25 protein-coding genes and 1 tRNA gene are annotated in these 26,013 nt (G+C 69.2%); 12 read left to right on the top strand and 14 right to left on the bottom strand.

Features of this window, described 5'->3' with window-relative positions; genetic code table 11:
• Nucleotides 1-20: 20 nt before the first annotated feature.
• Complete coding sequence (locus tag BM287_RS01160; protein ID WP_090035160.1) at nucleotides 21-1,073, top strand: LacI family DNA-binding transcriptional regulator; 1,053 nt, start codon at nucleotides 21-23, stop codon at nucleotides 1,071-1,073.
• 143 nt (nucleotides 1,074-1,216) lie between these two features.
• On the opposite strand, the gene BM287_RS01165 is transcribed toward BM287_RS01160, so the two are convergent.
• Nucleotides 1,217-1,289: transfer RNA gene (locus BM287_RS01165), tRNA-Arg, on the bottom strand.
• A 763-nt stretch (nucleotides 1,290-2,052) separates the two neighbouring features.
• On the bottom strand, nucleotides 2,053-2,832 hold the full coding sequence (locus tag BM287_RS01170) for a dienelactone hydrolase family protein (RefSeq protein ID WP_090035158.1): 780 nt from the start codon (nucleotides 2,830-2,832) through the stop codon (nucleotides 2,053-2,055).
• A gap of 169 nt (nucleotides 2,833-3,001) precedes the next feature.
• On the opposite strand from BM287_RS01170, the gene BM287_RS01175 reads away from it, so the two are divergent.
• Both BM287_RS01175 and BM287_RS01180 read left to right on the top strand, forming a co-directional pair.
• Entirely contained in the window at nucleotides 3,002-3,295 is a 294-nt protein-coding gene (locus BM287_RS01175; RefSeq protein WP_090035155.1) for a GNAT family N-acetyltransferase, read from the top strand.
• Between the two features lie 6 nt (nucleotides 3,296-3,301).
• Nucleotides 3,302-4,303: a zinc-binding dehydrogenase gene (locus tag BM287_RS01180; protein WP_244527806.1), complete on the top strand. Its 1,002-nt coding sequence runs from the start codon at nucleotides 3,302-3,304 to the stop codon at nucleotides 4,301-4,303.
• Nucleotides 4,304-4,353: 50 nt separating this feature from the next.
• On the opposite strand, the gene BM287_RS01185 is transcribed toward BM287_RS01180, so the two are convergent.
• Nucleotides 4,354-4,584, bottom strand: coding sequence for a hypothetical protein (locus BM287_RS01185; RefSeq protein ID WP_244527807.1), 231 nt, complete (start codon nucleotides 4,582-4,584; stop codon nucleotides 4,354-4,356).
• Nucleotides 4,585-4,733: 149 nt separating this feature from the next.
• Between BM287_RS01185 and BM287_RS01190 the strand changes: the two genes are divergently transcribed.
• The 5 genes from BM287_RS01190 (at nucleotide 4,734) to BM287_RS01210 (ending at nucleotide 10,999) form a co-directional block, all read left to right on the top strand.
• Nucleotides 4,734-5,744, top strand: a complete 1,011-nt coding sequence (locus BM287_RS01190) for an SDR family NAD(P)-dependent oxidoreductase (RefSeq protein WP_090035152.1) — start codon at nucleotides 4,734-4,736, stop codon at nucleotides 5,742-5,744.
• Nucleotides 5,745-5,987: 243 nt separating this feature from the next.
• Entirely contained in the window at nucleotides 5,988-6,545 is a 558-nt protein-coding gene (locus tag BM287_RS01195; RefSeq protein WP_090035149.1) for a dihydrofolate reductase family protein, read from the top strand.
• Between the two features lie 104 nt (nucleotides 6,546-6,649).
• Nucleotides 6,650-8,383, top strand: coding sequence for an ABC transporter ATP-binding protein (locus BM287_RS01200; protein ID WP_090035147.1), 1,734 nt, complete (start codon nucleotides 6,650-6,652; stop codon nucleotides 8,381-8,383).
• 1 nt (nucleotide 8,384) lies between these two features.
• Nucleotides 8,385-10,364, top strand: coding sequence for an ABC transporter ATP-binding protein (locus BM287_RS01205; RefSeq protein ID WP_090035145.1), 1,980 nt, complete (start codon nucleotides 8,385-8,387; stop codon nucleotides 10,362-10,364).
• A gap of 248 nt (nucleotides 10,365-10,612) precedes the next feature.
• Entirely contained in the window at nucleotides 10,613-10,999 is a 387-nt protein-coding gene (locus BM287_RS01210) for a hypothetical protein (protein WP_090035142.1), read from the top strand.
• 50 nt (nucleotides 11,000-11,049) lie between these two features.
• Here the strand turns inward: BM287_RS01210 and BM287_RS01215 are convergent, their stop codons facing one another.
• Together BM287_RS01215 and BM287_RS01220 are read right to left on the bottom strand one after the other, a co-directional pair.
• Complete coding sequence (locus BM287_RS01215; protein WP_090035139.1) at nucleotides 11,050-11,331, bottom strand: Fe-S cluster assembly protein HesB; 282 nt, start codon at nucleotides 11,329-11,331, stop codon at nucleotides 11,050-11,052.
• Nucleotides 11,332-11,446: 115 nt separating this feature from the next.
• Entirely contained in the window at nucleotides 11,447-11,989 is a 543-nt protein-coding gene (locus BM287_RS01220) for a type 1 glutamine amidotransferase domain-containing protein (RefSeq protein WP_090035136.1), read from the bottom strand.
• Between the two features lie 56 nt (nucleotides 11,990-12,045).
• Here BM287_RS01220 and BM287_RS01225 point away from each other — a divergent pair, with 56 nt between their 5' ends.
• On the top strand, nucleotides 12,046-12,870 hold the full coding sequence (locus BM287_RS01225) for an aldo/keto reductase (protein ID WP_090035133.1): 825 nt from the start codon (nucleotides 12,046-12,048) through the stop codon (nucleotides 12,868-12,870).
• Nucleotides 12,871-12,981: 111 nt separating this feature from the next.
• Nucleotides 12,982-13,143 (top strand): hypothetical protein, encoded by a 162-nt coding sequence (locus tag BM287_RS17725; protein WP_170857376.1) that lies wholly within the window; start codon nucleotides 12,982-12,984, stop codon nucleotides 13,141-13,143.
• A 14-nt stretch (nucleotides 13,144-13,157) separates the two neighbouring features.
• Here BM287_RS17725 and BM287_RS01230 read toward each other — a convergent pair whose 3' ends face one another.
• From BM287_RS01230 to BM287_RS01255, 6 genes are all read right to left on the bottom strand, one after another.
• On the bottom strand, nucleotides 13,158-15,296 hold the full coding sequence (locus tag BM287_RS01230; protein ID WP_090035130.1) for a S9 family peptidase: 2,139 nt from the start codon (nucleotides 15,294-15,296) through the stop codon (nucleotides 13,158-13,160).
• Nucleotides 15,297-15,358: 62 nt separating this feature from the next.
• Nucleotides 15,359-16,336, bottom strand: a complete 978-nt coding sequence (locus BM287_RS01235) for a zinc-binding dehydrogenase (RefSeq protein WP_170857397.1) — start codon at nucleotides 16,334-16,336, stop codon at nucleotides 15,359-15,361.
• 24 nt (nucleotides 16,337-16,360) lie between these two features.
• On the bottom strand, nucleotides 16,361-16,783 hold the full coding sequence (locus tag BM287_RS01240; protein WP_090035125.1) for an organic hydroperoxide resistance protein: 423 nt from the start codon (nucleotides 16,781-16,783) through the stop codon (nucleotides 16,361-16,363).
• Between the two features lie 52 nt (nucleotides 16,784-16,835).
• Nucleotides 16,836-17,306, bottom strand: coding sequence for a MarR family winged helix-turn-helix transcriptional regulator (locus tag BM287_RS01245; RefSeq protein ID WP_170857377.1), 471 nt, complete (start codon nucleotides 17,304-17,306; stop codon nucleotides 16,836-16,838).
• Nucleotides 17,307-17,378: 72 nt separating this feature from the next.
• Complete coding sequence (locus tag BM287_RS17730) at nucleotides 17,379-18,968, bottom strand: FUSC family protein (protein ID WP_170857378.1); 1,590 nt, start codon at nucleotides 18,966-18,968, stop codon at nucleotides 17,379-17,381.
• Between the two features lie 57 nt (nucleotides 18,969-19,025).
• Nucleotides 19,026-20,639 (bottom strand): MFS transporter, encoded by a 1,614-nt coding sequence (locus tag BM287_RS01255; RefSeq protein ID WP_090035119.1) that lies wholly within the window; start codon nucleotides 20,637-20,639, stop codon nucleotides 19,026-19,028.
• Between the two features lie 172 nt (nucleotides 20,640-20,811).
• On the opposite strand from BM287_RS01255, the gene BM287_RS01260 reads away from it, so the two are divergent.
• Together BM287_RS01260 and BM287_RS01265 are read left to right on the top strand one after the other, a co-directional pair.
• The gene (locus tag BM287_RS01260; protein ID WP_090035117.1) at nucleotides 20,812-21,258 is read left to right on the top strand and encodes a DUF805 domain-containing protein; all 447 of its coding nucleotides are present in this window, start codon (nucleotides 20,812-20,814) and stop codon (nucleotides 21,256-21,258) included.
• A gap of 198 nt (nucleotides 21,259-21,456) precedes the next feature.
• A complete protein-coding gene (locus BM287_RS01265) occupies nucleotides 21,457-21,927 on the top strand; it encodes an SRPBCC family protein (RefSeq protein ID WP_244527808.1) in 471 nt (156 codons plus the stop codon).
• A 3-nt stretch (nucleotides 21,928-21,930) separates the two neighbouring features.
• Here the strand turns inward: BM287_RS01265 and BM287_RS01270 are convergent, their stop codons facing one another.
• From BM287_RS01270 to BM287_RS01280, 3 genes are all read right to left on the bottom strand, one after another.
• Nucleotides 21,931-22,515 (bottom strand): TetR/AcrR family transcriptional regulator, encoded by a 585-nt coding sequence (locus tag BM287_RS01270; RefSeq protein ID WP_090035114.1) that lies wholly within the window; start codon nucleotides 22,513-22,515, stop codon nucleotides 21,931-21,933.
• Nucleotides 22,516-22,563: 48 nt separating this feature from the next.
• Complete coding sequence (locus BM287_RS01275; RefSeq protein ID WP_090035111.1) at nucleotides 22,564-24,819, bottom strand: transglycosylase domain-containing protein; 2,256 nt, start codon at nucleotides 24,817-24,819, stop codon at nucleotides 22,564-22,566.
• Nucleotides 24,820-24,947: 128 nt separating this feature from the next.
• On the bottom strand, nucleotides 24,948-25,415 hold the full coding sequence (locus tag BM287_RS01280) for a MarR family winged helix-turn-helix transcriptional regulator (protein ID WP_090035108.1): 468 nt from the start codon (nucleotides 25,413-25,415) through the stop codon (nucleotides 24,948-24,950).
• Nucleotides 25,416-26,013: the final 598 nt, after the last annotated feature.

The following is a 26,013-nucleotide window of genomic DNA, read 5'->3' on the forward strand; positions in this document are numbered from 1 at the left end:
CAAGGGGAATAGTGGGGACCATGGCAGAGTCGATCGCCGAAATACCGCCCGCCCGTTCGGCAGGGCGCAAGCGCGGGCCGTCGCTGGGCGACGTCGCCCAGCACGCCGGCGTCTCAACCCAGACGGTATCGCGTGTCGCCAACGGACTCGCCAACGTGGAGGACTCCACGCGGCAGCGCGTCCTGACCTCGATGCAGCTGCTCGGCTACCGGCCCAACCGCGCGGCGCGCGCACTGCGCTCCGGGCAGTTCCGCAACATCGGCGTCGTCATGTTCACCCTCTCCTCCTACGGGAACATGCGCACGCTGGATGCGATCGCCGTCTCGGCCGCGACCGCCGGCTACTCGATCACGGTCATCCCCGTCGAGCGCCCCACCCAGCAGGATGTGAGCGTCGCCCTCGGCCGCCTCCTGGAGCAGGCCGTCGACGGCATCATCGTCGTCATCGAGGCGCACATCGTCGACCGGGCCGACGTGGAACTGCCGCCCGGACTCTCCGTGGTCGTGATCGACTCCACCGAGCGGCCCGACTACCCGCAGGTCGACACGGACCAGGCCGAAGGCGCGCGCCAGGCCACCCGGCACCTCCTGGACCTCGGCCACACCACCGTCTGGCACATCTCCGGCCCCGAGGACTCGTACTCCGCCGGCCGCCGCGAGGAGTCCTGGCGCCGGACGCTGGAGGAGGCCGGCGCTCCGGTGCCCGAGGTGTTCCGCGGGGACTGGTCGACCGCCGCCGGCTACCGGCACGGCCAGGAGATCGCCTCCCGGCCCGAGATCACCGCCGTCTTCGCCGCGAACGACCAGATGGCGCTGGGCGTTCTGCGCGCACTGCACGAGGCGGGTCGCCGGGTGCCGGAGGAGGTGAGCGTCGTGGGCTTCGACGACATGGCCGAGTCGGACTCCTTCTGGCCGCCGCTCACGACCATCCATCAGGAGTTCGAGGCGATCGGCCGCCGGGCGCTGGAGCTGCTGGTCGCCGAGATCGAGGAGCGCCCGGAGCCCGTGCGCTCCTCCGTGCTGCACACCCGGCTCGTGGTCCGGTCGAGCACCGCTGCGCCTCCGTCCCGCTGAGTCGGGGTGCGGCGGCGGCTGGGCGCTGGCGGCGCCTGAGCGCTGGCGGCGGCGCTATGGGGCAGCGGGGAGGCGAAACGAAAAGCCCCACATCGCCGGCGATACGCCGGTTCAGCGGGGCTTCTCCACTGTCTCAACCAGTGTGCGCCACGAGGGATTCGAACCCCCAACCTTCTGATCCGTAGTCAGATGCTCTATCCGTTGAGCTAGTGGCGCATGATCCGCACGGACCGGGTTAGAGCTTACATGACCCCTTCCCGCACCGCCAATCGCCCGCGCATCCCCTCTCTTCCCGAGGTGCTCGTTGTTGCGTGCGACACGCCGGCGAGAGGTGCAACAACGAGCACCTCGGTGAGGGACCCGTTCTCGCACCGCCAATCGCCCCAGCCCTTGCCCGCCCCCGCCCTTGCCCGCCCTTGTCCGCCCCGCCCTTCCCCGCCCCGCCCTTGCTCGCCCTACCCTTCCCGCGCATCCACCCCTTCTCTTCCCGAGGTGCTCGTTGTTGCGTGCGACACGCCGGTGAGAGGTGCAACAACGAGCATCTCGGCGAGGGACCCGTTCTCCCACCGCCACTCGCCCTGCCCTGCCCCGCCCTTCCCGCCCCGCCCTTCCCCGCCCCGCGCATCCACCCCGTCTCTTCCCGAGGTGCTCGTTGTTGCGTGCGACACGCCGGTGAGAGGTGCAACAACGAGCATCTCGGCGAAGGACCCGTTCTCGCACCGCCACTCGCCCTGCCCTTCCCCGCCCCGCGCATCCACCCCGTCTCTTCCCGAGGTGCTCGTTGTTGCGCGCGACACGCCGGCGAGAAGTGCAACAACGAGCACCTCGGCGAGAGACGGAGCGCGGAGGGACGCGGAGGGACGCGGAGGGAAGCGGAGGGACGCGGAGGGACGCGGAGGGACGAGGACGGACGCGGAGGGACGCGGACGGACGAGGACGGACGCGGACGGGGACGAACGAGGAGGGGCGCGAGGCGCGCTCAGCGGAACACTTCGTCGAGGAAGCAGACGAGGGCGCGCCAGCTGCGCGCGTCCGCGACAGGGCGGTAGCGATCGGTCCCGGGGATCGTGAATGCGTGCGGCGCCCCGGAGTACGTGGTCACCTGCCAGTCGACATGCGGCGCGCCGCGCAGCTCCTCCTGGAAGGCGGCCACCGCAGCATCCGGCACCACCGGGTCGTCGCCTCCCGTCAGGACCAGCAGGGAGGCGGCGATCTGCGCCGCGTCGGACGGCTCGTGGGCGATCAGGCGGCCGTGGAACGACACGATTGCGCGGGCCGGCGCTCCAGTGCGCGCGAACTCGAGGGCGGCGGAGCCGCCGAAGCAGTAGCCGATCACCGCCAGCCGGGCCGGATCGACGGCGGGATGCTGTCGCAGCCAGCTGAATCCGGCCGCCACCCGGGAGCGTAGCAGGGGCAGATCGTCGTAGTACTTTCGTGCCTCGGCTGCAGCCGCATCCCCGGTGGGCCGGACGCCCGCTCCGTAGAGGTCGGCCGCGAAGGCGACGTACCCGCGGCGCGCCAGCATCTGCGCGCGCATCCTCACGTTGTCCGCGACACCGCTCCAGTCGTGCACGACGAGCACCGCGGGGCGCCGTTCGTCCGCCTGGATGTCGCGCGCCAGGTATCCCTCGAGCGGCAGGCCTTCGTGGTCGTAGGCGACGGTCTCGGCTTCGATCACCGAGTGCTCCCCGATCGGCACCTGCTCGAGCAGGGCCTGGAAGGCGGGGGCGAGTGCGGGCGACGGGGTGTCCAACGTCACGGTCGTGCTCCAGGGTCGTCACGTCGCACGGTCGGCGGGTGCCGCCGGCGGCCGGGTCTGCTGTGACGTGGTCGCGGGATGCGCGCGGGGACCTGAAGGTGCGGGCCGGGTTCCCACAGCATCACACTACCCGGCTTCCCGCGCGAGTCGACGGACGTAGCATGGGCACATGGGCACGGAGTTCAGCGATCAGAAGGACGCCAGCCGCTACGCGATGCACGTCGACGGTGAGCTGGTCGGCGTGCTCGACTACCGCATCCTGGGCGATTCGATCTCGCTGACCCGGGCCTTCACGGTGCCGCACCACCGCGGCAAGGGGTATGCGGCCCAGCTGGTCGGATACGCGGTGGACGACATCGAGAAGAGCGGCGCGCTGCGGATCGTTCCGATGTGCTGGTACGTCGCCGACTGGTTCGAGTCGCACCCGGAGCGCGCAGCCCTGCTGCAGCGCCGCGCCGGCTGACGGCCGATGGGTTCCTCAGAGCACGACATCCCTTCCCGCCTCGTCGCCCGGGTCTCCCGTTTCGGCGACGCGTCGGCGATGGTGCTCGCCCGGGAGGCTCTGCCGGCGCCGCGCGGCACGGACGTGGTGGTCCGCGTGACGTACGCCTCCCTCGGTTCGACCGATCTGCTCGCCCGGCGTGGGGGCTATGTGCTGCAACCCCGGCCCGGGTTCGTGACCGGGTACGACTTCGTAGGTGAGCTGGTGACGGAGTCGGCCGTCTCGCTGGCGCTCGGCCTCCGGGAGGGCGCTGCCATCGCCGGCGTGCTGCCGCGCATGGGCGCGCATGCGACGTTCCTGACGATCTCCCCGACGTTCCTCGTCGCGCTGCCGAGCGGGATGGATGCGGCCGCGGCCGCGGTGCTTCCCCTCGACGCCGTGACGGCCGCCCGCGCCCTCGAGCTCGCCGGTCCGGCGCGACGCGTGCTGGTGCAGGGCGCGTCCGGCGCGGTGGGTGCGCTCGCCGTCCAGCTGGCGCGGCGGGAGGGGCGCGTCGTCGTCGGCACGGCGTCCGAACGCGGCCGGGATGCGGTGGAGCGTCTCGGAATCCCGTTCGTGGATTACGCCGCGGCGGACTGGCCGGCCCACGTCCGCGAGGCGTCCGGGGGAGGCGTGGATGCGGCGATCGACCACACGGGTTCGCCGCGGGTCCGCGAGGCGCTGGCTCCCGGCGGGGCGGTCATCCACACGGCGTTCGCCGGGCGCCCCGGCCACGAGCGCGGCGACGCTGTGCGCGGCTCCTTCGATTCCGCCGCACACCTGCGGGACCGTGTGTGCAGCGTGCCTCTCTACGTCGCCACGCGTCGGGCCGAGTACCGGCGCCTTCTCGCTTCGCTGCTCGCCGATGCCGCGAGGGGTTCGCTCCGCGCGGCGGAGCCCGTGCTCTTCCCCCTCGGCGAGGTCTGGGAGGCGCACCGGTTCGCCGAAGCGGCCGAAGCCGGCCGCAAGGTCGTCCTCGCCGTCGGCTGACGCGCCGTCGGCTGACGCGCCGTCGCTGATTCGGCTGACGGGCCCGCAGCTCAGAGGTCGTCGGGTGTGCCGATCACGACCGGCACGCACTCCGAGAACCGGTACCGGATGACCTCCGGCCAGAAGGAGGAGTCGCAGAGGTCGAAGACGTCCATGACGGCGGCCCCGCCGATGTGCGAGGGGAGGCGCAGCTCGAAGGGGGGCTCGCTCGTCCGCTCGAACTCGATCTCGAACGCGACGTCGTCGCGTTCGAGCACGGCGATCACCGTGTCCACGCGCATCCCTCCCTCGTCCCGTCTCTCGGCTACGCACATCCATACGCCTTCACCGAGCCCGTGGAAACCCCCTATGGGCGCATACCGGATTCACGGACGATTTGTGGCATCAAGTGCCATAATCGAGATCCCACCCCCGGACGAAAGGGACGGCGATGACCGATCCGAAGCCTCTGACCGCACACAGCACCATCGGCGAGTGGCTGGCGCATCCCGAGGGCGCCCCGCTCATCCAGGGACTGCTCGCGCAGGCGGGCGTCGGCGAGGAGATGCTCGCACCGGTGCGCGGACTCCCGCTGCAGCAACTCGTCGCCCTCAGTCAGGGTCGGATGCCCCAGTCGGTCGTCGACGATCTCGTCCTGCGGGTGAACGGCGGCGTCATGCCCGAAGATCTCGAGTCGGGATGGGTGGAGAAGGTCACGCCCGGACGTTTCGACGGCAAGACCGTCATCGTGACTGGCGCGGCATCCGGGATCGGGCGTGCCACCGCATCCCGCATCGCGCGCGAAGGCGGTCGCGTGGTCGCTGTCGACATCTCGGCCGCGCGGTTGGGCGAGCTCGCCGCCTCCCTCCCGGACGGTTCCGTGGTGACGGTGACCGGCGACATCACGCAGCAGGCCGACATCGACAGCATCGTCGCCGCGGCGGGCGATCGCATCGACGCCCTCGCCAACGTGGCCGGGGTCAACGACGACTTCTCGCCGGCGCATGAGACCTCGGACGCCGTGTGGGACCGCACCATCGGCATCAACCTGACGGGCGGATTCAAGCTCACCCGCGCCGTCCTGCCGGTCATGCTCCAGGCGGGCACCGGATCCATCGTCAACGTCGCGTCGGAGGCGGGCCTGCGCGGCAACGCGTCGGGGACGGCGTACACCGTCTCGAAGCACGGCGTCGTCGGGCTGACCCGCAGCACGGCGTTCATGTACGGCTCGCAGGGGATCCGTGTCAACGCCGTCGCGCCGGGTGGCGTCGCGACCGGCATCCCCATGCCCGCGCATCCGTCCGAAGCGGGCACGGCGCGCCTCACCCCCTTCCAGCAGCAGATCCCGACGATCGCGACGGCGGAGCAGCTCGCGGCGTCGATCACCTTCCTGCTCAGCGATGACGGCGTCAACATCAACGGTGCCGTCCTGCCGAGCGACGGCGGCTGGTCGGTGCAATAGGGCCCCGGTCGCCCCGGTCGCCCCGGCCAAACCTTTGGGCGGACACCTCTGTCCGGCCAGTGAAGGAGAATCGAACGAAAACCGTCCGAATCTCCTTCACCACTGCCATCCGAAGGAGATTCGACACCCGATCTCCTTCGATAGCGGCAGACCGCGACGGCTGTGGGGCGGCAGCCCGGCCGAATCCGGTCTCCGCATTCGCCCGCCCAGCCCGTATGCTGTTCCGGGGGAAAGGGGAGTCGGATGGGCGCGATCGCTGTGCACGAATTCGTCTCGCTCGACGGCGTCTTCGAGGATCCGAGCTGGACCTTCGACTTCGGCTTCGACCCGGCGATGGGCGAGGACATCGGGCGATTGACGCGAGAGTCGGATGCCATCCTGCTCGGCCGCCGCACCTTCGAGATGTTCGCTCCGGCCTGGTCGACGCGCACCGCGGAAGACGATCCCGGGGCTCCGTTCTTCAACGACAGCCCGAAAGCCGTCGTCAGCTCCACGCTGGACGACGAGACCGCGGAGCGCACCTGGCGCAACTCCCGCTCCCTCGGCGGATACGACGTTGCGCGCATCCGGGAGTTCGCGGACGGCTTCAGCGGCGGCGTCTACATCAGCGGATCCGGCTCGCTCGTGCGCAGGCTGCTCGGCGACGGACTCATCGGATCCCTGCACCTCTTCGTCTATCCCCTGGTCCGCGGAACAGGCGCCCGCCTCTTCCCGGAGGGCAGCCCGCCAGCTACGCTACGGCTGCGCCAGCACGACGCCTACGACAACGGCGTCCTTCACCTCCACTACACCGCCGCCTGACGCGTCATTATTGAGGTCGCCCCGCGTCCTCAATAGTGAATAGCGTCGAAGGCGTCGCGCATCGTCGACACCGATATCCACACACAGCACACCCGGGACTCACTGTGACTCTGCTCCGCCTCTCCTTCCGCTTCGTGCGCCCCTACTGGCGCTCGGTGACCGCGGTCGTGATCCTGCAACTGATCGCGACGATGGCCGCCCTCTACCTGCCGACCCTCAACGCCGACATCATCGACAAGGGCATCTTCACCGGCGACACCGGATTCATCTGGCGCACCGGCGGCCTCATGCTGATCGTGTGCTTCGCGCAAGTGATCGCGGCCGTCACCGCCACATACTTCGGCGCACGGGCCTCGATGTCGGCAGGCAAGGACATCCGCCGCTCCTTCTACCGCAAGGTGGATGCGCTCCCCTCGCTCGACCTCGCCCGCTGGGGCACGCCGACTCTGATCACGCGGAACACCAACGACGTGCAGCAGGTGCAGATGCTCCTGCTGATGACGTTCAACTTCATGGTGTCGACGCCGATCATGTGCATCGCCGGCATCATCTTCGCCGTCCGCGTCGATGCGGGTCTGTCCTGGCTGATCTGGGTGTCCGTCGCCGTCCTCTTCGTCGTGGTCGGCATCCTCGTCTCCCTGCTGCTGCCGATGTTCCGCATCATGCAGGAGCGAATCGACGGGGTGAACGGCGTCATCCGCGAGCAGATCGTCGGTATCCGCGTGATCCGCGCCTTCGTCCGCGAGCGGTTCGAGACGAAGCGCTACGACGACGCCAACGCCGCTCTCACGCGCATCTCGGTCAAGGTCGGCAACGTCTTCGTGCTGATGTTCCCGGTCATCATGCTCATCCTCAACGCCGCCACCGTCGCCGTGCTGTGGTTCGGCGGACACCGAGTGGATGCGGGCGACATCCAGATCGGCGCCCTCACCGCGTTCCTGCAGTACCTCCTGCAGATCCTCGTCGCGGTCATGATGGGCGTGTTCATGGCCATGATGATCCCCCGCGCGATGGTCTGCGCCGAGCGCCTCGAGGAGGTGCTCGGGGCCGAGCCCAGCAGCACCCAGACGGGCGCGGGCGGAGCGGCCCTCCCGACGAGCGGGCGCGTCGAGGTCCGGGATGTGACCTTCGGCTATCCGGGGGCAGAGAAGCCCGTCCTGAACCAGGTGTCGTTCACGGCCGAACCCGGTGAGGTGACGGCGATCGTCGGCTCCACGGGTTCGGGCAAGACCACGCTGGTGTCGGTGATCGCAAAGCTGTTCACCCCGCAGAGCGGAACGGTCCGGGTCGGCGGCGTCGCGGTCGACGGTCTCTCCCGGCAGGAGGTGGCGGGCGTCCTGGGACTCGTGCCCCAGCGGCCCTACCTCTTCTCGGGCACCATCGCCTCCAACCTCCGTTTCGGCCGGCCGGACGCTACCGACGACGAGCTGTGGGAGGCGCTGCGGATCGCGCAGGCGGCGGACTTCGTCCGCGCCAAGGAGCACGGGCTCGACGAGCGCATCGCCCAAGGCGGCACCAACGTGTCCGGAGGACAGCGTCAACGGCTCTGCATCGCCCGGGCCCTGGTCGCCCGGCCGAAGGCGTTCCTGTTCGACGACTCGTTCTCGGCGCTCGACGTCGCGACCGACGCGCGCCTGAGACGCGCGCTCGCCGACTCCATCGGGGACGCCGCGCTGATCGTCGTCGCGCAGCGCGTCTCCACCATCCGCGAGGCCGACACGATCATCGTCATGGACGATGGCCGGGTGGTCGGACGCGGCACCCACGACGAACTGCTGGAGACCAACGAGACGTACCGCGAGATCGTCGAGTCGCAGCTGAGCCTGGAGGTGGCCTGAGATGGCACGCACCACGGAACGCAAGAAGCGCGGCGGCCGCCCCGAGGAGGGGCAGACCCCGGCCGCGAAGGACATCGTGCTCGACCAGCTCGAAGAGGACTACGACTTCACGCCCGGCGAGGGCGACGGCGACATGTTCGGCGGCGTGCCCGCGAAGAAGGCCGAGAACTTCTGGCCGTCGTTCAAGCGGCTGATGGGCCTGCTGAAGCCGGAGTGGCTCGGGATGACGTGGGTCACGCTGCTGACGGTCGTCTCGGTCGTGCTCGTCGTGATCGCGCCGAAGATCCTCGGCGACGCGACCAACGTGATCGCCCGCGGTGTCTACGGACCGCACAAGGGCATCGATTTCACCGAGCTCGGGCGCCTGCTGACGATCGTGCTGGCGATGTACTTCGTCGCCGCGCTGCTGCAGTGGTGGCAGGGCTACCTGCTGAACGCCCTCGTGATGCGCGTGGTCTACGGGCTGCGCAAGGACGTCGAGGCGAAGCTCAACCGCCTCCCGCTCAGCTACTTCGACACGCGCCAGCGCGGAGACCTGATGTCGCGCGTGACCAACGACGTCGACAACATCCAGACCGCACTGCAGCAGGCGTTCTCGCAGCTGATCCAGTCCGTGCTCATGGTGCTCGGCATCGGCATCATGATGTTCATCGTGTCGTGGCAGCTCGCGCTGATCGCGCTGATCTCCATCCCGCTCTCCGGGGTGATCGCCGGTGTGATCGGCTCGCGCTCGCAGAAGCTGTTCAAGGCGCAGTGGGCATCGACCGGCACGCTGAACGGCCACATCGAGGAGTCGTACTCGGGACTCGACCTGGTGCGGGCCTTCGGCCGGGATGCGGTCATGCTGGAGGAATTCGACGCACGCAACGCGAAGCTGCACAAGGCTCAGGTCGGCGCGCAGTTCGTCTCGGGCAGCATCATGCCGGCAATGAACTTCGTGTCGTACCTGTCCTATGTGCTCATCGCCGTGGTCGGTGCGCTCCGGGTGGCAGCGGGGCAGCTGACCATCGGCGACGCGACCGCGTTCATCCAGTACTCGCGCGAGTTCTCGCAGCCCATCGGTCAGATCGCCGGCATGGCCAACATGCTGCAGTCCGGCGTGGCCTCGGCCGAGCGCACCTTCGAGTTCCTCGACTCGGAGGAGCAGGAGGCGGAGACGGCGACCGAGCACCTGCCCGAGCGGGCGGACGGCCGGGTCGAGCTCGACCACGTCGACTTCTCCTACGACCCCGAGGCCGAGCTGATCCGCGATCTGTCGCTGAGCGTCCAGCCGGGCAGCACGGTCGCGATCGTCGGCCCGACGGGTGCGGGCAAGACCACGCTCGTCAACCTGATCATGCGGTTCTACGAGCTGACGGGCGGCGCCATCCGCCTCGACGGCGTCGACACCAGGCACCTCTCGCGGGACGAGCTCCGCGGTCAGGTCGGCATGGTCCTGCAGGATGCCTGGCTGTTCTCGGGGACCATTCGCGAGAACATCCGCTACGGCCGTCTCGACGCCACCGACGAGGAGGTGATCGCCGCGGCCAAGGCGACCATGGTCGATCGTTTCGTGCGCCAGCTGCCGGACGGCTACGACACGGTGATCGACACGGAGGGCGGAAACGTCTCGGCCGGCGAGCGACAGCTCATCACGATCGCGCGGGCGTTCATCGCCAACCCGTCGCTGCTCATCCTGGATGAGGCGACCTCGTCGGTCGACACGCGCACCGAGCTGCTGGTGCAGCACGCGATGGCGGCTCTGCGCACCGACCGCACGTCGTTCGTCATCGCGCACCGGCTCTCGACGATCCGTGACGCCCACACCATCCTCGTGATGGAGCAGGGGCGGATCGTGGAGCAGGGCGACCATGCCACTCTGCTGCAGCGACGCGGCGCCTACTACGACCTGTACATGACGCAGTTCCGTGGCGACGACGCGGAGGCCGAGCAGGAGCGCGAGCAGGAGCAGGAGCTCGCCGACGAGGTTCCCGCCGGCTGACGCCGGCGGCCGGAAAGGGAGGTGCGCGAGCCGCCGATCGGGGTTGATGCCGCTCGCGCACCGGAACCATCTGATCGTGGCCGCCCTGCCGTGGCCAGTGATTGACACCTCAGCGACGGGGTGCGCCTAGAACGACCGGTTCAGCCGAATCGGCACCCGCGTTCGGCCGGTGCTTCGGCCGCCCTACACCGTTTCGCTAGGCAGGTGAACGAGTTGTCCCTGCGATCACGGCGCCGTAGAACGGGAGCATGACGAAAGACGAGCGCGCGTCCCTGCCTCCCGGGCCGGAATTCTCCTACGGCGGGTACACGGTGCGGCTGGAGCCCGAGCACGGACGCACCGGGCGGTGGCGCGTCGTGGACGACGGGAGCTACTACGGGCTCATCGCGGCGGCGGACCCCATCCACGGTGAGCCGGAGGTGCACTTCGCGGCGCATTTCCCCGGCGAGGAGGACATCCCTCCGATGAAGATCGTTCCGCTGTGGACGTCGGCCGTGGAGTTCCTGCTCGACGCCGGCCACGGCGAGGCCCTGTGGGGACTGCCGGAGCAGCGGACCGCGCCGCATCCCATCGTGGTGGACGAGTTGCCCGATCCGGACGAGGAGAGCGAGTCCGAGGGCGCCACGGGGAACTGAGCACGCAGAGAGCCCGGATCCAACCGGATCCGGGCTCTCTGCGCGGGATGCTAGCCGTTCACGCCGATGGCGAAGCTGACGGCTCCCTGGTCGTCGACCTGTGCGTCCAGCACCTTGTCGTCGAGCACCTCGGCGGCCTGCGTCTCCAGGAAGATGCGGGCGCCTCCCGACTCCACCACCTGGTCGGTGGCTTCCGGCTCCGGCGCGACGTTCGCCGCGAACGCGGTGCTGTCGGGGTTGCTGCTGCTGATCCGCAGGCCGGCCGTCTCGTCGGGGGACTGGTCGGTCAGCGTCTTGACGATCGTGCTGGCGTTCTCCGTGAGGGTGAGCATGTGCTCTCCTTCCGTTCGATGGTCCAGGAGTGCCCCACGCTCCCGCAGACCCCGCCCGGTCGCAACCGGCATGGAGGTCATTGCCAGGTAATGCGGACCGGCCTCCGACACGCACCTACTCGAACGCCGCGACCAGCTCCCGGCAGAACGCCGGCAGATCGTCCGGCTTCCGCGAAGAGACCAGTGGGAACGGCCCCTCATCGACCACGACCTCCCGATCGACCCAGGTGGCGCCGGCGTTCCGGTAGTCCGTCTGCAGGCTGGGCCAACTGGTCACTGTCCGTCCGCCGACCACGTCCGCCTCGATCAGCACCCAGCCGCCGTGGCAGATCACCGCGATCGGCTTGCCTGCCTCGGCGAACCCTTTCACCAGCGACACCGCCTCCGGGAAGGTGCGGACCTGATCGCCGTTGGCGACGCCGCCGGGAAGCACCAGGGCGTCGAACTGATCCGCGTTCGCCGAGGCGAGGGTCGCATCCACCGGAAAGGTGTCGGCAGGCGTGAGGTGGTGGAATGCCTGCACGGTGCCCGGCTCCTTCGAGACGAGCTTCGGGCTGCCGCCGGCATCCTGCACCGCCTTCCACGGCTCCACCAGTTCGGCCTGTTCGATACCCTCCGGACCGACGAGGAACGCGATCGTCTTGCCGGTCAATGCCATTGTGGTTCTCCTTCCGTCATCTCACGTCTACGCTCCGGTCCGGGCAGAATGAACCCATGGCGAGCATCCCGGAGCTGACTCTCAACGACGGCAACTCCATCCCGCAGCTGGGCTTCGGCGTGTACAAGATCCCGGAAGCCGAGACAGCGGATGCCGTGGTCGCCGCCCTGGAGGCCGGGTACCGTCACGTCGACACGGCCGCCTTCTATGCGAACGAGCACGGGGTCGGCGAGGGGGTTCGCCGCAGCGGGCTCGACCGGTCGGAGGTCTTCGTCACGAGCAAGGTGTGGTGGACCGACAACGGCTACGACTCGACGCTCCGCTCGTTCGACCGGAGCCTCGAGCTTCTGGGCTTCGACACGATCGATCTGTTCCTCATCCACTGGCCGGCGCCGAAGAGCGACCGCTACGTCGAGACCTGGCGCGCGCTGGAGCGCGTGCGCGACGAGGGCCGCGCGCGGTCCATCGGCGTGGCCAACTTCCACACGCACCACCTCGACCGGCTGGCCCGGGAGTCGGGAACGGTCCCGGCCGTGAACCAGGTCGAGCTGCACCCGTGGCTGCCGCAGGAGGAGGTGCGAGCCTACGACGCCGCCCGCGGCATCGTGACGGAGGCGTGGTCACCGCTCGCGCGCGGCCGGATCCTGGGCGATCCGACCCTCGCCCGGCTCGCGGACAAGCACGGCGTCACGCCCGCGCAGGTCGTCATCCGCTGGCAGCTGCAGCTGGGCAACGTCGTCATCCCGAAGTCGACCTCCCCGGAGCGCATCCGCTCGAACCTCGACGTGTTCGGCTTCGTGCTCGACGCTGAGGATCTCGCGGCCATCGCGGCGCTGGAGAGCGGTGAGCGCACCGGGAAGGACCCGGACGATCTCGGCTGAGCCGTTCGTGCGGGTCGCGCCGCGTGCCGCTAGGATCGCTCCAGCGACGGGTCGGAGCGTGCACGGTGCACGCAGGGCCTCCGGGGGACGCGTCGTTGGGGGAGTCTCTCGATGAAGGTCCGTCTCGTCGCCGTCGCCGGCGCGCTCGCCGTCCTCGCCGCAGCGCTGCTGACCCCGCAGCCGCGCTCCGCTGCTGACTGCGGTCGTTCGGAACGTCTGCGCCCGGTCGACCCGGCGCAAACGTTCCGAACCGGCGCAGTCACGCGCGGGTGACCGGCTGGCGCGCCTCACTCACCCGACGGGTGCGACCCCACGACGTCGAGCAGCCACGCGAGCGCGAACGCCCGCTCGCGCCAGGCGGCGTACCGGCCGGAGACGCCGCCGTGACCGGCGGCCATCTCGATCTTCAGCAGCACGTCCGCATCCACGTCGCGCAGTTTCGCCACCCACTTCGCCGGCTCGACATAGAGCACGCGCGTGTCGTTGAGGCTCGTGATGGCGAGGATCCGCGGGTAGTGGGTGGCGTGCACGTTCTCCAGCGGCGAGTACGACTTCATGTAGTCGTACACCTCCGGGTCGTGCAGCGGGTCGCCCCACTCGTCCCACTCGATCACCGTGAGCGGCAGCGACGGGTCCAGGATGCTGGTCAGCGGATCCACGAAGGGCACCTCGGCCAGGATGCCCGCGAACTCGCGCGGCGCCAGGTTCGCCACGGCGCCCATCAGCAGTCCACCCGCGCTGCCGCCCTGCGCGGCCAGGCGCGAGGGCTCCGTCCAGCCCTGGTCGACGAGGTGGCGCGCGGCCGCCACGAAGTCCGTGAACGTGTTCTTCTTGTGCAGCTTCTTGCCGTTCTCGTACCAGAGTCGGCCGAGCTCGCCGCCGCCGCGCACATGCGCGATCGCGAAGACCACGCCGCGGTCGAGCAGGCTGAGGCGCGGGATGCTGAACGACGGATCCATGCTCGCTTCGTACGAACCGTAGCCGTACAGCACCAGCGGCGCCGGCTCGCCGGGGGTCACCAGGTCGCGCCGGTAGACCAGCGAGACCGGGATGCGCGCACCGTCCTCCGCGACCGCCCACTCCCTGCGCTGCGCGAACAGCGACGGGTCGAACCCGCCGAGCACCGGCTGCTGCTTGCGCAGGGTCAGCTCACGCGTCCGCACGTCGTAGTCGTAGACCGTCGACGGCGTGACGAAGCTGCCGTAGCCGAGGCGCAGGAAGGGCTGCGTCCACTCGGGGTTGCCGCCGACGCCGACCGTGAACAGCTCCTCGTCGAAGTGCAGCTCGTGCGGGGTGTCGTCGGCGGGCTGCTCGCTGTCCGGCTGGGGCACGCAGGCGACCGCGACCCGGGTCATCCCTTCGCGGCGGTACTCGACGCTGACGAAGTCGCGGAACGCATCCACTCCCTCCAGGCGCACGGCCGGGTCGTGAGGGAGGAGCATCCGGCGGGGTCCCTGCGGGTCGTCGGCCGAGACGCTGACGAGCTCGAAGTTGACGGCGCCGTCGTTGTGCACGATGAGCAGCCGGTCGTGGCCGCCGACGATCGCGTGCTCCACGTCGTACTCGACGCCCTCCTTCCGCGGCCACACCACGGTGAACTCGCCGGTCGGGTCGTCGGAGCGCAGCAGCCACGCCTCGCTGGTGATGCTGGATCCCGCCTCGATGACGAGGAACCGGCGGCTGCGGGTCAGCCCGACGCCGATCCAGTACCGCTCGTCGGGCTCGTGGAACACCTGGACGTCGCTGGTCGCCGGGTCGTCGCCCACCCGGTGGCGCCACACCGTGTCCGGCCGCCACGAGTCGTCCACGGTCGTGTAGAAGAGGTAGGCGCCGGTCTGGTCGAAGAGGGCACCGGCTCCCGTGCCCGTTATCTCATCGGGGAATGTGACGCCGTCGTCCACGAGGGAACGCACCCGGATGGTGTACCGCTCGTCGCCCTCGGTGTCCACGGCCCAGAGCAGGCGCGTGCCGTCCGCGCTGACATCGAAGCTGCCGAGGGAGTAGAAGTCGAGGCCGGCCGCCTCCACGTTGTCGTCGAGCAGGATCTGCTCGCCGGGGAGCCCGCTCTTCTGGGCGTCCTCGTCCAGGGTCGGGGGTACCCAGTCGTCGGGCGAGGCGATCGGAGCACGACAGTGGATGCCGTACTGCTTCCCCTCGACCGTCCGGGTGTAATACCACCAGTCGCCCTCGCGGACGGGCACGCTCAGATCGGTCTCGCGGGTGCGGGCCTTGATCTCGTCGAAGATCTGCTCGCGCAGCACCGCGAGGTGCTCGGTTCGTGCGTTCGTGTACGCGTTCTCCTCGTGCAGGTGCGCGATGACCGCCGGGTCGTCCTTCTCGCGCAGCCACTCGTAGTCGTCCAGGTAGACGTCGCCGTGGTGGGTGCGTTCGACGGGTTTCTTCGCGGTGACCGGCGGGGTGAGCATGCTCCCAGGCTAGCGGGCCATGCCCACCCCGGGCGTGGCCGGTGCGGGTCCGTCCGGGTCGGTCAGGGCCGCAGCAGGACCTTGCCGACGCGTCCCGGCTCACTGCCCGCGGCGACGGCCGCCGCGATGTCGTCGAGCGAGTGGATGCCCGCCACCGGCAGGGTCAGTGTGCCGTCGAGGATGCGGGCGATCAGCTCCCCGAACAGCCGGCCGCGCTGGTCGGCCGGCATCTCGCGGCTGACGACGCTGCCCCAGAAGCCCTTCACTGTCGCCTGCTTGAAGATGAGATCTCCGGAGGCGAGCTCCAGGGTCGGGGAGGCCATGGCGCCGAAGACGACCAGGGTCCCGCTCTCGGCAAGCGTCGAGAGGACGTCGCCGGCGGCCCTCCCGCCGACCGAGTCGACCCCGGCGCGGAGGGGCGCTCCGCCGGTGATCGCCGCCAGGGCATCCCTCCAGCCTGCGTCGTCGGTGGCGACGACCCGCTCGATGCCCTGCGCGCGGAGCTCGTCGACTCCGGCTGCGCGCCGGACGAGCCCGACCACGTTGAGCCCGCGTGCGGTGGCGAGCTGAGCGACCATCCGGCCGACCGCCCCGTTGGCGGCGTTCTGGATGAGCCAGTCGCCCTCCTGCAGGTCGAGCGATTCGAGGAGGCTGATCGCGCTGAACGGCATCGAGACCAGCTGCGCGGCGGCCTCGTCCGGCAGTGCCTCCGGCACCGGGATGAGGCTGGCGGCGCGGGCGACGAAGTACTCCGCCCAGACGCCGAAGGTGCCTCCGGTCACGACCCGCTGACCGACGGCCAGCTGCTCGACGCCCTCGCCCAGCGCATCCACGACGCCGAGCGCTTCGGTGCCGGACGCGGCAGGCAGCTCCGGCTTGAAGCCGTACGTTCCGCGGACGGTCCACAGGTCATGGTTGTGGATGGGGGAGAGGAGCACCCGGACGCGGACCTCGCCCGGACCCGGCTGCGGAAGCGGACGCTCTCCGACGGCCAGGACCTCGGCGGGGTCGCCGAACTCGGCGTGGATGAGGGCGCGCATGGTCGCATTCGTGTCCGTCATGCCTCAGTCCTCCGTGACGGTGATGGTGACATCGATGTTGCCGCGCGTCGCGTTCGAGTACGGGCACACCTGGTGCGCCGCGTCGGCCAGCGCCTGCGCCTGCTCCGCCTCGATCCCGGGCATGACGACCTCGAGCAGCACCGACAGCTGGTAACCGCCCTCGCCGTTGGGGCCGATCTTCACGCGACCGCCGACGGCGGAATCCTCGAGCTTCACCTTCTGGATGCGGGCGACCGCCTGAAGCGCCGAGTGGAAGCAGGCGGCGAAGCCGGCGGCGAACAGCTGCTCCGGGTTCGTGCCGGCGCCGGAACCGCCCATCTCCTTCGGGATGGCGAGATCGAGCGCGAACGAGCCGTCGCTGGTGGCGACGCGGCCGTTGCGGCCGGCCCCCGTCGAGAGGGCTTCCGCGGTGTAAAGGGTGTCCAATTCGGGCCTTTCAGGTGGTTCTTGGCTGGTGGTTCGGTGGTTCGGTCGTACGTCAGTTGGTGTGGTGCGCTCGGCTCGGGGAGACCTGCTGCTGCGCCGAGACGGCGTGCATGGTCTCCGTGAGCCGGTGCAACGTGTCGATGAGGGCGGCGGCCGCCTGCTCGTCGGGGAGGCCGGTCCCCGCGGCGATCCGTCCCGGGATGTGGGCGAGCTGCGGGCGCAGCTCCCGCCCGTGCTCGCCGATGGCGACCGTCACGACGCGCTCGTCCGTCGAGCGGCGCTCGCGCCGGACGAGCCCGGCCTGTTCCATGCGCCGCAGCAGGGGGGACAGTGTCCCCGAGTCGAGCTGCAGGTGCTCGCCGAGCGACCCCACGGTCTGCTCCCCCTCCACCCACAGCGTCACGAGGACGAGGTACTGCGGGTAGGTGAGTCCCCACGGCTCGAGCAGGGATCGGTACGCCTGGGTCGTCGCGCGGGTCGCTGCGTATAGCGAGAAGCACACCATCTCATCGGTCACGGGCATGTTGCAAGCATTGCACGCAATCAAGTTGTGCACAACTCGATGAGTGGATGCGCCGGTCCCGGATGACCGTCCTCACCGACTCGTATCGGGCTCCGGGTCGCCGCGCAGGGCGTGGGCGAGTGCGTCCAGAGCGTCGCGCGTCCGGGCGAGTTCGATGGGCGCGGCGAGGCTGCGTCGTGCTCGACCGATGCTCGAACGGAGAATCTCGCGGTCGCGCTCCTCCGAACCGTCGTGGGCTCGCGCCAGCCGGGCGTCGAGGGCAGCAGGCAGGGCGTTGGCCGCCTCGATGCAGTCGATCGGGAGGATGACCGGACGACGCCGCAGGAGCCGGGCGGCGCGATGCGCAGGCGCGAGCTGCTCCACGCGCGCGACAGCCGAGCGGAAGGCGGCGACCCGGGTCCGCCGATCCGGTGCCTCACGGGGGAAGACGTCGCTCAAGGCCGTCAGCATCTCGGACAGTCGTCGCCGCAGCACGTCGACGCTCCGCACCGGCAGCACGAACCAGCTCGCCGTGATGCCCAGGGCGGCACCGACGACGATCGCCAGCATCCGCTCGGCGAGCATCCCGGTCTCCCCGGTCAGCGTCGCGGTGCCGATGAGCTCCTGCAGCAGGGACAGCACGAGCGTCACCGTGAGCGCCCAGAAGGCGTAGCTGTACGCCCGGAGCGAGGTGGCGGCGAAGAGCGCCACGAAAATCACGGCGATCGCAGCGATTCCGGACTCCTGAGGGGCGGCGAAGCCGGGAACCCCGGGCGCGACGGCGATGAGGGCGACCGCTCCGATGGTGCCGCCCAGCGCGCCGAGGATGCGCAGCGCGCTCTTGTGCACCACATCCGCCCGGCCGCGGTTGCCCGAGCAGACCAGGAACGCGGTCAGCACGACCCACATCGCGTGCTCCGGGAAGACGAGCCAGCCGACCACGAATGCGGCGGTCAGTGCGATGGCCAGCTGCAGCGCCATCCGGGTGCTCGCGGGAAGCCGGGCGGGTCGCGCCCGTGACAGCGACGGCGACGGAGCCGCCGACGGCGAGGCCGACGGAGCCGCCGACGCCGACGCCGACGGAGCCGCCGACGCCGACGGAGCCGCCGACGGAGCCGCCGACGGAGCCGCCGACGGCGACGGCGTGACCCGGCCGGGCAGCAGCCTCGCCGCCTCGCGGCCCAGCGCAACCCAGAGCGCTGCGACGACGCCGGAGAGCAGGACGATGACCGGCGCAAGCCACGGCGGCCCACCGGTGGCCGGCCGGACGGGCGCGACGAGGATCGCCGTCAGGGGCAGAGCGATCAAGGCCCCCAGCCGGGAGGCGCGCGGGCCGAACCTGCGCAGCCAGACGGGCACGCTCATCCCCGCCACGAAGAGGGCGGCTCCCGCGGGCGGCAGGGCGACCATCAGCCAGCCGACGCCGCCGGCGGCGAGCCCGATCGCCGGCAGCAGCGCGGCCGAACGCGCGAACTCGGCGCGCGACGCGAACGCGCGGCGACCCAGGCTGAGAGCGACCACCGTGGCGAGCACCATCCCGCTGGCCACGCTCGTGCCCGCCTCTGCGCCGGCAAGCAGCGACGCCAGCCACCCGATCGTTGCGCACGCTCCCGCCGCGGCGGCGGTCGTGATCAGCGCCTCCGCAGCCTCTCGCAACACTGTCGCGGTTCGCTCCCTGCTCACCGCCACATCCTCTCACTGCCCAGGATTCGAGCTCCAGGAGAGGTCGGCTGAACCGTCTCAGGTCGCGACCGCCTTCGACCGCGGGCGTCCAGCCACTTCGACCGGGAGCCCGCGTGCGAAGACCAGCGACAGCAGGCTGATGGCGATCAGACCGACGAAGGCGACACGCAATGAGTCGAGTTGTGAATCGCGGTAGATCCCCGCGAGCTTGTCCGCGTCGGCGCTGGACAGCCCCGCGCTCGCCGCGATTTCATCGACGCTGGCGGCGGGGACGATGCTCACTCCGCCCTGGGTCTTCTCCTGCACGATGGAGATCGTCTCGGGGGAGAGCCCGCTCGTCGCGACCCCGGACGCGAACGAGCTCGACAGCGCACCGATGAGGATGGATCCGATCAGCGCGGTGCCGAGCGACGACCCGAGATTCTGGAACACGCCCTGGAGGCCACCCACCTCGCTGGTCTCCTTGTCGCTGACGCTCGACATGTTCACGTTCCCCAGCTGCGACGCCAGGAGCCCCAGCGCGGAGCCGGTCAGGAACATCCCGGCGGCGAACAATCCGCTTCGCAGGTCGGTCGTGACCGACGAGAGCAGAAGGAACCCGCTGAGCACGAGCACCAGTTGCCCCACCCAGACGATCCGGCGCGGCGACCACCGGCGCGACAGCCGGGTTCCGACGATCGAGAAGAGGATGAGCGCAACCGACAGAGGGAAGATCCGGATACCCGTCTCCAGGGCGTCGAGGCCGAGCGTCATCTGAAGGTAGACCGGGACCATGAAGAACAGCCCGGCGGTGACCGTGTACTGGGCTCCCAGCACCGAGAGCCCGCTGCGCAGCCGCCTGATGGAGAACATGCCGACATGCACGAGCGGCGCTCGACCCTGCTCGACCAGCGACTCCTGACGCCGGGCGAACAGGAAGAGGAGGACAGCGCCGGCGGCGATGAACCACGCCGTCAGCGACACTCCGAGCGGGGCAATGGGCACGCCCCCGATCTCCGGCGAGGACTGCGGCAGAACCCATCCCCAGGTCTTGCTCTGCAGCATCCCGAAGACGACGAGCACGAGCCCCGCGGCCGACAGCAGCACGCTGAGCACGTCGATGCGCACCTTCTGGGGAACAGCGGCGTCATTGACGCGTCGCGCGAGGATCGCGACCACCGCCATGATCACGACTTCGCCCGCGAAGACCAAGCGCCAGCTGGAGTAGGTGGTGATGAATCCACCGATCAGGGGACCGGCGGCGACCGCTGCACCGGAAACCGCGCCGATGATCGCAAAGGCAGTGATCCTGTCCTTCCCCGAATAGTTGTCCGCCAGGAGCGCTGCAATGGCAGGGATCACCAAGACGGCGCCGAGGCCCTCGATGATGGACCAGCCGAGGAACAGTACCTGGATGTTTCGGCTCAACGCCGTCATCAGTGACCCGAGACCGTAGACGCAGGACCCGATCAGGAAGGCCCGTCGACGGCCCCAGACATCGCCGAGCTTGGCTCCGAACAGCATCATGGAGGCCATCGTCAACGTGTAGAAGGTGATCGCGGCCTGCATCGCAGAGACGGTCGTGTTGAGATCCTTCACCACCGTCGAGATCGACACGTTCATGACGGTCCCGTCGAGGACCATCACGAACTGGGCGCACCCGAGGATGACCACCACCGACCACTTCTTCATACGAGGGCACCCATCGCCGTAGCCTCCCTCTGGGCCTGCCCCGCCCGTCGCGCTCACAGTAGCGCCGCCGCTCGACGCGGCGAAAGGCGGTGTGTCCTTCGGCGACCGGATGCGGTTGACTGGGGTTGCTCCATCTCGACGCTTGCCACGATCTCGCTCGGAAGGATCCATCATGACGACTCCGCAGACTCCCGCCGCCGCGCCCCTCGACCCGCCGCTGTACGGCGCCTCGTTCGGCGACAGCATCCGCCGCTTCTTCAAGAAGTATGCCGACTTCTCAGGGCGGGCCAGCCGCAGCGAGTTCTGGTGGTGGTTCCTGTTCGCGGTGATCATCGCCGCCGTCTACGAAGTCCTCCTCCTGGTTCTGGGAAACGTGGGTAACGGAGGCCGCGGGCTCGGCCCCATCGGGTACATCCTGATCGTGATCTACGTCGTGTGGGGGCTGGTCATCCTCGTGCCGAGTCTCGCGTTGAACTGGCGCCGACTGCACGACGCCAACCTGCCGGGCCCGATGTGGTTCCTCGGTTTCATCCCGCTGGTCGGCTGGATCATCCTGCTGGTCTTCTACCTGATGCCGTCCAAGCCGGAGGGTGCGCGCTTCGACCGCCGGCGCGCCTGACGCTGGGCTTGAGCACGAGGAGCCAGGAGAGGTAGTGCTCGGCGACCGCGCCACCCAGCTCGTCCACTGCCGAGGCGGCCATCGCGTCGAAATGCATCGGGTCCCTCACGCCGGAATCATGATCTCGGTCCGCGCGGGCGTCCCGCGACCGTGTACGACGAAGCGATCGGCTTGCGCACGGCAGCCGACGGGTGTGGGATGGGCGGCACGGACGAGGGGGCGGCGATGGGCAACTACGTGGCACGGGCGGAGATCGAGGTGGACGCGCCCCGGCGCGCGGTGTGGCAGGTGCTGACGACGAACGGGTCGCGACCGGAGATCATGTTCGGCGCCGAGGTGGTGTCCGAGTGGAGGCTGGGGTCGCCGATCGTCTGGCGCGGCGAGTGGCAGGGGAAGACGTTCGAGGACCACGGCCGGGTGATCGAGCTGGAGGACCAGCAGGAGCCCTGGCGGATCGTGCTCACGCACTACAGCCCGCTCAGCGGGCTGCCCGACGAGCCGGAGAACTACCACACCCTCCGCTTCGAGTTGGATGAGATCCCCGGCGGGACGAGGATCACCCTCGACCAGGACAACAACCCTACGCGCGAGGCGGCCGCGCACTCGCAGGCGAACTGGGCGCAGATGCTCGAGGGCGTGAAGACGGTCGCCGAGCGGGAGTCACGGTAGCGGTCAGTCGCCGAAGGCCTCGCGCAGGAAGGCCCCGAGGAAGACGTCGAACGCCTGCACGGTGGCGGAACGGTCACCGCTGATCAGGAAGCCGAAGTGCAGGCCCGCAGCCGAGTCGACCATCCAATGGGCGAGGACGCCGGCGCGGCGCGACTCGATCCCCTGCGCCTTGAGCCACGCCTTGACGGTGTCCCGCCACTGCGTGAACGAGGTGGTGATCCGTTTGCCGATGTCCGGGTCGATCGGCTCGAGCGTTCCTGCTTCGAACTGCAGCCGGAGGCCGGTGCGGTTGCTCTCGCGCAGCGAGTGCCGGAAGGCCTCCTTGTACCAGTCGCGGAACTGCTCCCGGTCGAACGCGGCCACGTCCACCGCCCGGAGCGATTCCGTCTGCTGCCGCACGCCCTCCTCGAGGATGGCGTCGATCATCTCCTGGCGGGACCCGAAATGGTAGACGAACGAGTAGGTGCTCACACCGAGCGCGCTGGCCAGACTGCGGAAGGTCATGCGTGAGAGCGGCTCGGTCGCCACGTGGTCCATGATGCGGCCGAGGAGCTCTGGCTTGCGGTTCGGATCTGGAGTTCGTCCCACGCGATAACACTAGTCCGAATATCGCTCAGGATGGATAGACAGTTCGGATCACGGCTTGCCCTTCGGGGGACCGCCCTTTCCGGGGGTGCCGCCCCCGCCCGTGCCGGGTGCGGGAACTGTCGGGGTGGTCGGTTTCGGCGGCGCCGGTGCCGTGACGAACTTGCCGTTGGGCGACGGGAAGGCCGTCCCTCCGTATGCGGCGTTCAATGCGGCGATGATGCGCTTGGCGATCGCGAACTTGACGTTGCCACCGCCGATTCCCTGGAAGCTCTGGCTCCGCAGCGCGACGGCGCCCTCTACGTTGCCGACCCAGGTCGCCTGGGCCACCTTCGTGCTGGAGGTCACCAGCCAGTTCTCGATGGAGTTGTCCGTCGTCCCCGTCTTTCCGAAGATGGGGATGCCGTCGTTCGGGTTCGCGGACGCCGCGGTGCCGCCTCCGCGGAGGACGCCCTGCAGCGCGTAGATGGCCGCCGCCGCGATCTGGGGGTCGATCGGGGTGGTGGAGCACTGCGACTTCGGCACCGCATGCGCGGCACCGTTCGCGTCAACGACCTTGTCGATGGCGACCGGGCTGCAGGCCACGCCGTTGTTCGCAAGGCCCGCGTAGGCGGTCGCCATGGTGATCGGCGCGATGTAGTTCGTGCCGAGCACCGAGGACGGGTTCGCCATGAAGCGGTTGGCGGACTCGTCGGCGCCGTGGACCAGCAGGTCCTGCGCTCGCTGCTTGATGCCGCAGAGATCCAGCTGGGTCGCCATCTTGGCGAAGATCGTGTTGATGGATTGCGCGGTGGCGTTCATGACCGTGGTGGATGTCACGGTCTCGCCTTCGTCATTGGAGACCGGCCACGGCGCTCCTCCGATGTCCTCGCAGGGCTCGCTCTCGTGGAACGCCGTCTGGGGGAAGAGATGCTGGGTGCCGCTGACCGACTGGTAGAGCGAGTGCCCCTCCTGCAGCCACTCCAGCAGGTCGAACACCTTGTACGCCGATCCGGTCTGGAAGCCCTCCGAGCCTCCGTAGTCGTAGTCGGTGTTGTAGTTGACCGCCGTGGTCGCCGGGGACGGGGTCGCCGTGTTGTCGTAGGGCCTGTTCTGCACCATCGTGACCACGCGTCCGGTCCCGACTTCGACCGAGACATTGGAGGAGCCCAGGTCGAGGGCCGGATCGGCCGGAGGGATGTAGGAACTGATCGCCGCCTGCGCCTGTGCCTGCAGGTCGAGGTTCAGCGAGGTGTAGATCTTCAGCCCGCCCCGGGTGAGGAAGTTCGAGCGGTCGTCTTCGGTCTTGCCGAAGATCGGGTCCTGCTCGATGATGCGCTCGACGTAATCGCAGAAGAACGCGGCGTTGTACTTCTGCGCGGTCATGCAGCCGTTCGACATCGGGCTGATCTTCGGCTCCACCTTGGTGGCACGAGCGGCGTCGTGCTCCTCTTTCGTGATCTTGCCATTGGCCAGCATCCGGTCGAGGACGTAGTTGCGGCGCTCCAGAGTGGCCTTGTAGCCGTTGGCCGCCCCGTTGTCCTTGCTGTCGGGCCTGTCGATCCGGAGGTTGTCCGGATTGTTCAGGATGGCGATCAGCGTCGCCGCCTGTTGCAGGTTCACATCTTTCGCTGCGACCCCGAAGTAGTACTCAGCTGCGGACTGGACGCCGTACACGCGGCCGCCGAAGAGCGCGATGTTGAGGTAGCTCTGCAGGATGTCGTTCTTCGAGTACTCCTTCTCGAGGCCGATGGCGTAGCGCATCTCTTTGAGCTTGCGGGAGGGGTCGACCTTGGTGGCGTCGTTGTAGCAGGACTCGTAGATCGTCAGCTGCTTCTTCTGCACGGCCTCGCTCGCCGTCGGGTCCGGCTGCTTGTTCTCGCAGCGCTGCACCAGGATGTTCTTCACGTACTGCTGCGTGATGGACGAGCCGCCCTGGACCGACTTGTGCAGTGCCGTGAGCACCGCTCCGCGGAGGGTGCCGCTGACGTCGACACCGCCGTGCTCGTAGAAGCGCGGGTCCTCGGTGGCGACCGCCGCATCCTTCAGGTTCTGCGAGATGGCGTCCCAGCCGACCTCGATGCGGTTCTGGGAGTAGAAGGAGGCGATCGGTACCTGCTGCCCGTTGCTCTGCGCGTACATCGTGGAGGCCTGCGCGAGCGGTTCGACCTTGATGTACTCCGGCAGCCCGTCGAACACGCTGATCGTCGAGTCGGCCGCGCTTCCCGTGAGCGCCACCGCCGGCGTCACCGCCGCCGCGGCGAGCACGCCCGCCAGGCCGCTCAGCGCGACGAATCCGACCAGGGCAGGCGCCCATCCCCATCTCATGCGTCTTCCCCTCGTGGTGAAACCATTCGTCCGTGGCCGCAATGATACGCGGCGATTTCGACGGCTTCGGGAGGTCGACGCTCAGGTTGGGGGGAACAGCGAAGGCCGCCCGGCCTGTGGAGAAATCGTCAGGAGTCCAGGCGCAGCTTGTCGCAGAGCTCGGCGAGGGTGTGCAGCTCCTCGGTGCTCAGCCGGGACCCGACGCGATCTGTGATGGTCTTCATGTGCTCGATCGCCACACGCCGGAACAGGTCGTAGCCGGCGTCGGTGAGGCGGATGACCGTGCCCCGTGCATCGGACGGCTCCGGGCACTTCGCGACCAGCCCGCGGGAGACCAGACGGTCGACGAGGCGACTGACGCTCGGCTGCGACAGCAGCACGTGCGTGTTGAGATCGCGGAGCCGCAACGTGCGGTCGGGCTGGCGCGACAGGTTGAACAGCACGTCGTACTCGTTCAGCGAGATGTCTTTGGTCGGGAACTCGGCAGCCAGGGTGCGCATCACGGCGACCTGGGCGCGGAAAAGCGACTCCCACGCTGCCACCGCGCTGATCCTGGCACGCTTGTCCGGTTCCGTCGCCGTCGTGCTCTCGGCCATGGCCGTCCTCCTCCGCCAGCTCAATGCATTCGCATCTTCTCATCATGCGCGCGCGAGCGACATCCGTGCCACTACGGGGCAGAGCCGACGGCCGGGAGGAGGTCACCGGCGGGAGGGCGAACGTGGCGGACCGGAAAAGATCGAGGGCCGACCGCAGAGGCTAGCGGCCGGCCCTCTCCCTTGCACCAAGAGTGTCCTGCAATCACATTCCGCGATGGCTGCCACAGCAAACAACCATTGCCCTTGAACTATATAACGAAGAGGTAACGGCATCTAGTTATCAAGTCGTTATTTTTTCTGCGAGTTCCCTATGCGTCCCTCTGAGCTCGTGCGGAGTCGGTCGGCCGAGGTGCTCGTTGTTGCAGGCGCCTGCGGCGTGTCGCCTGCAACAACGAGCACTTCGGGGACTCGGGCAGCGCGAGACGTCGTCGGCGTCCCCGCCCGGCGACGGACCGAGCGCGTCCGCACGAGCGGGAAAAGGGAGGAGGATGCGCGTCGTATCGAACCCGATCGCCTCCCCGACCGGCCGGATCGCGGCGTGTCGCATCCCGCATCCTCCGTTCCCCACGCACCCCGTGCAGTGCTGAGCAGACCGACA

Origin of the sequence: Leifsonia sp. CL147 (assembly GCF_900114565.1) — a bacterium.
Classification (GTDB): Bacteria; Actinomycetota; Actinomycetes; order Actinomycetales; family Microbacteriaceae; genus Leifsonia.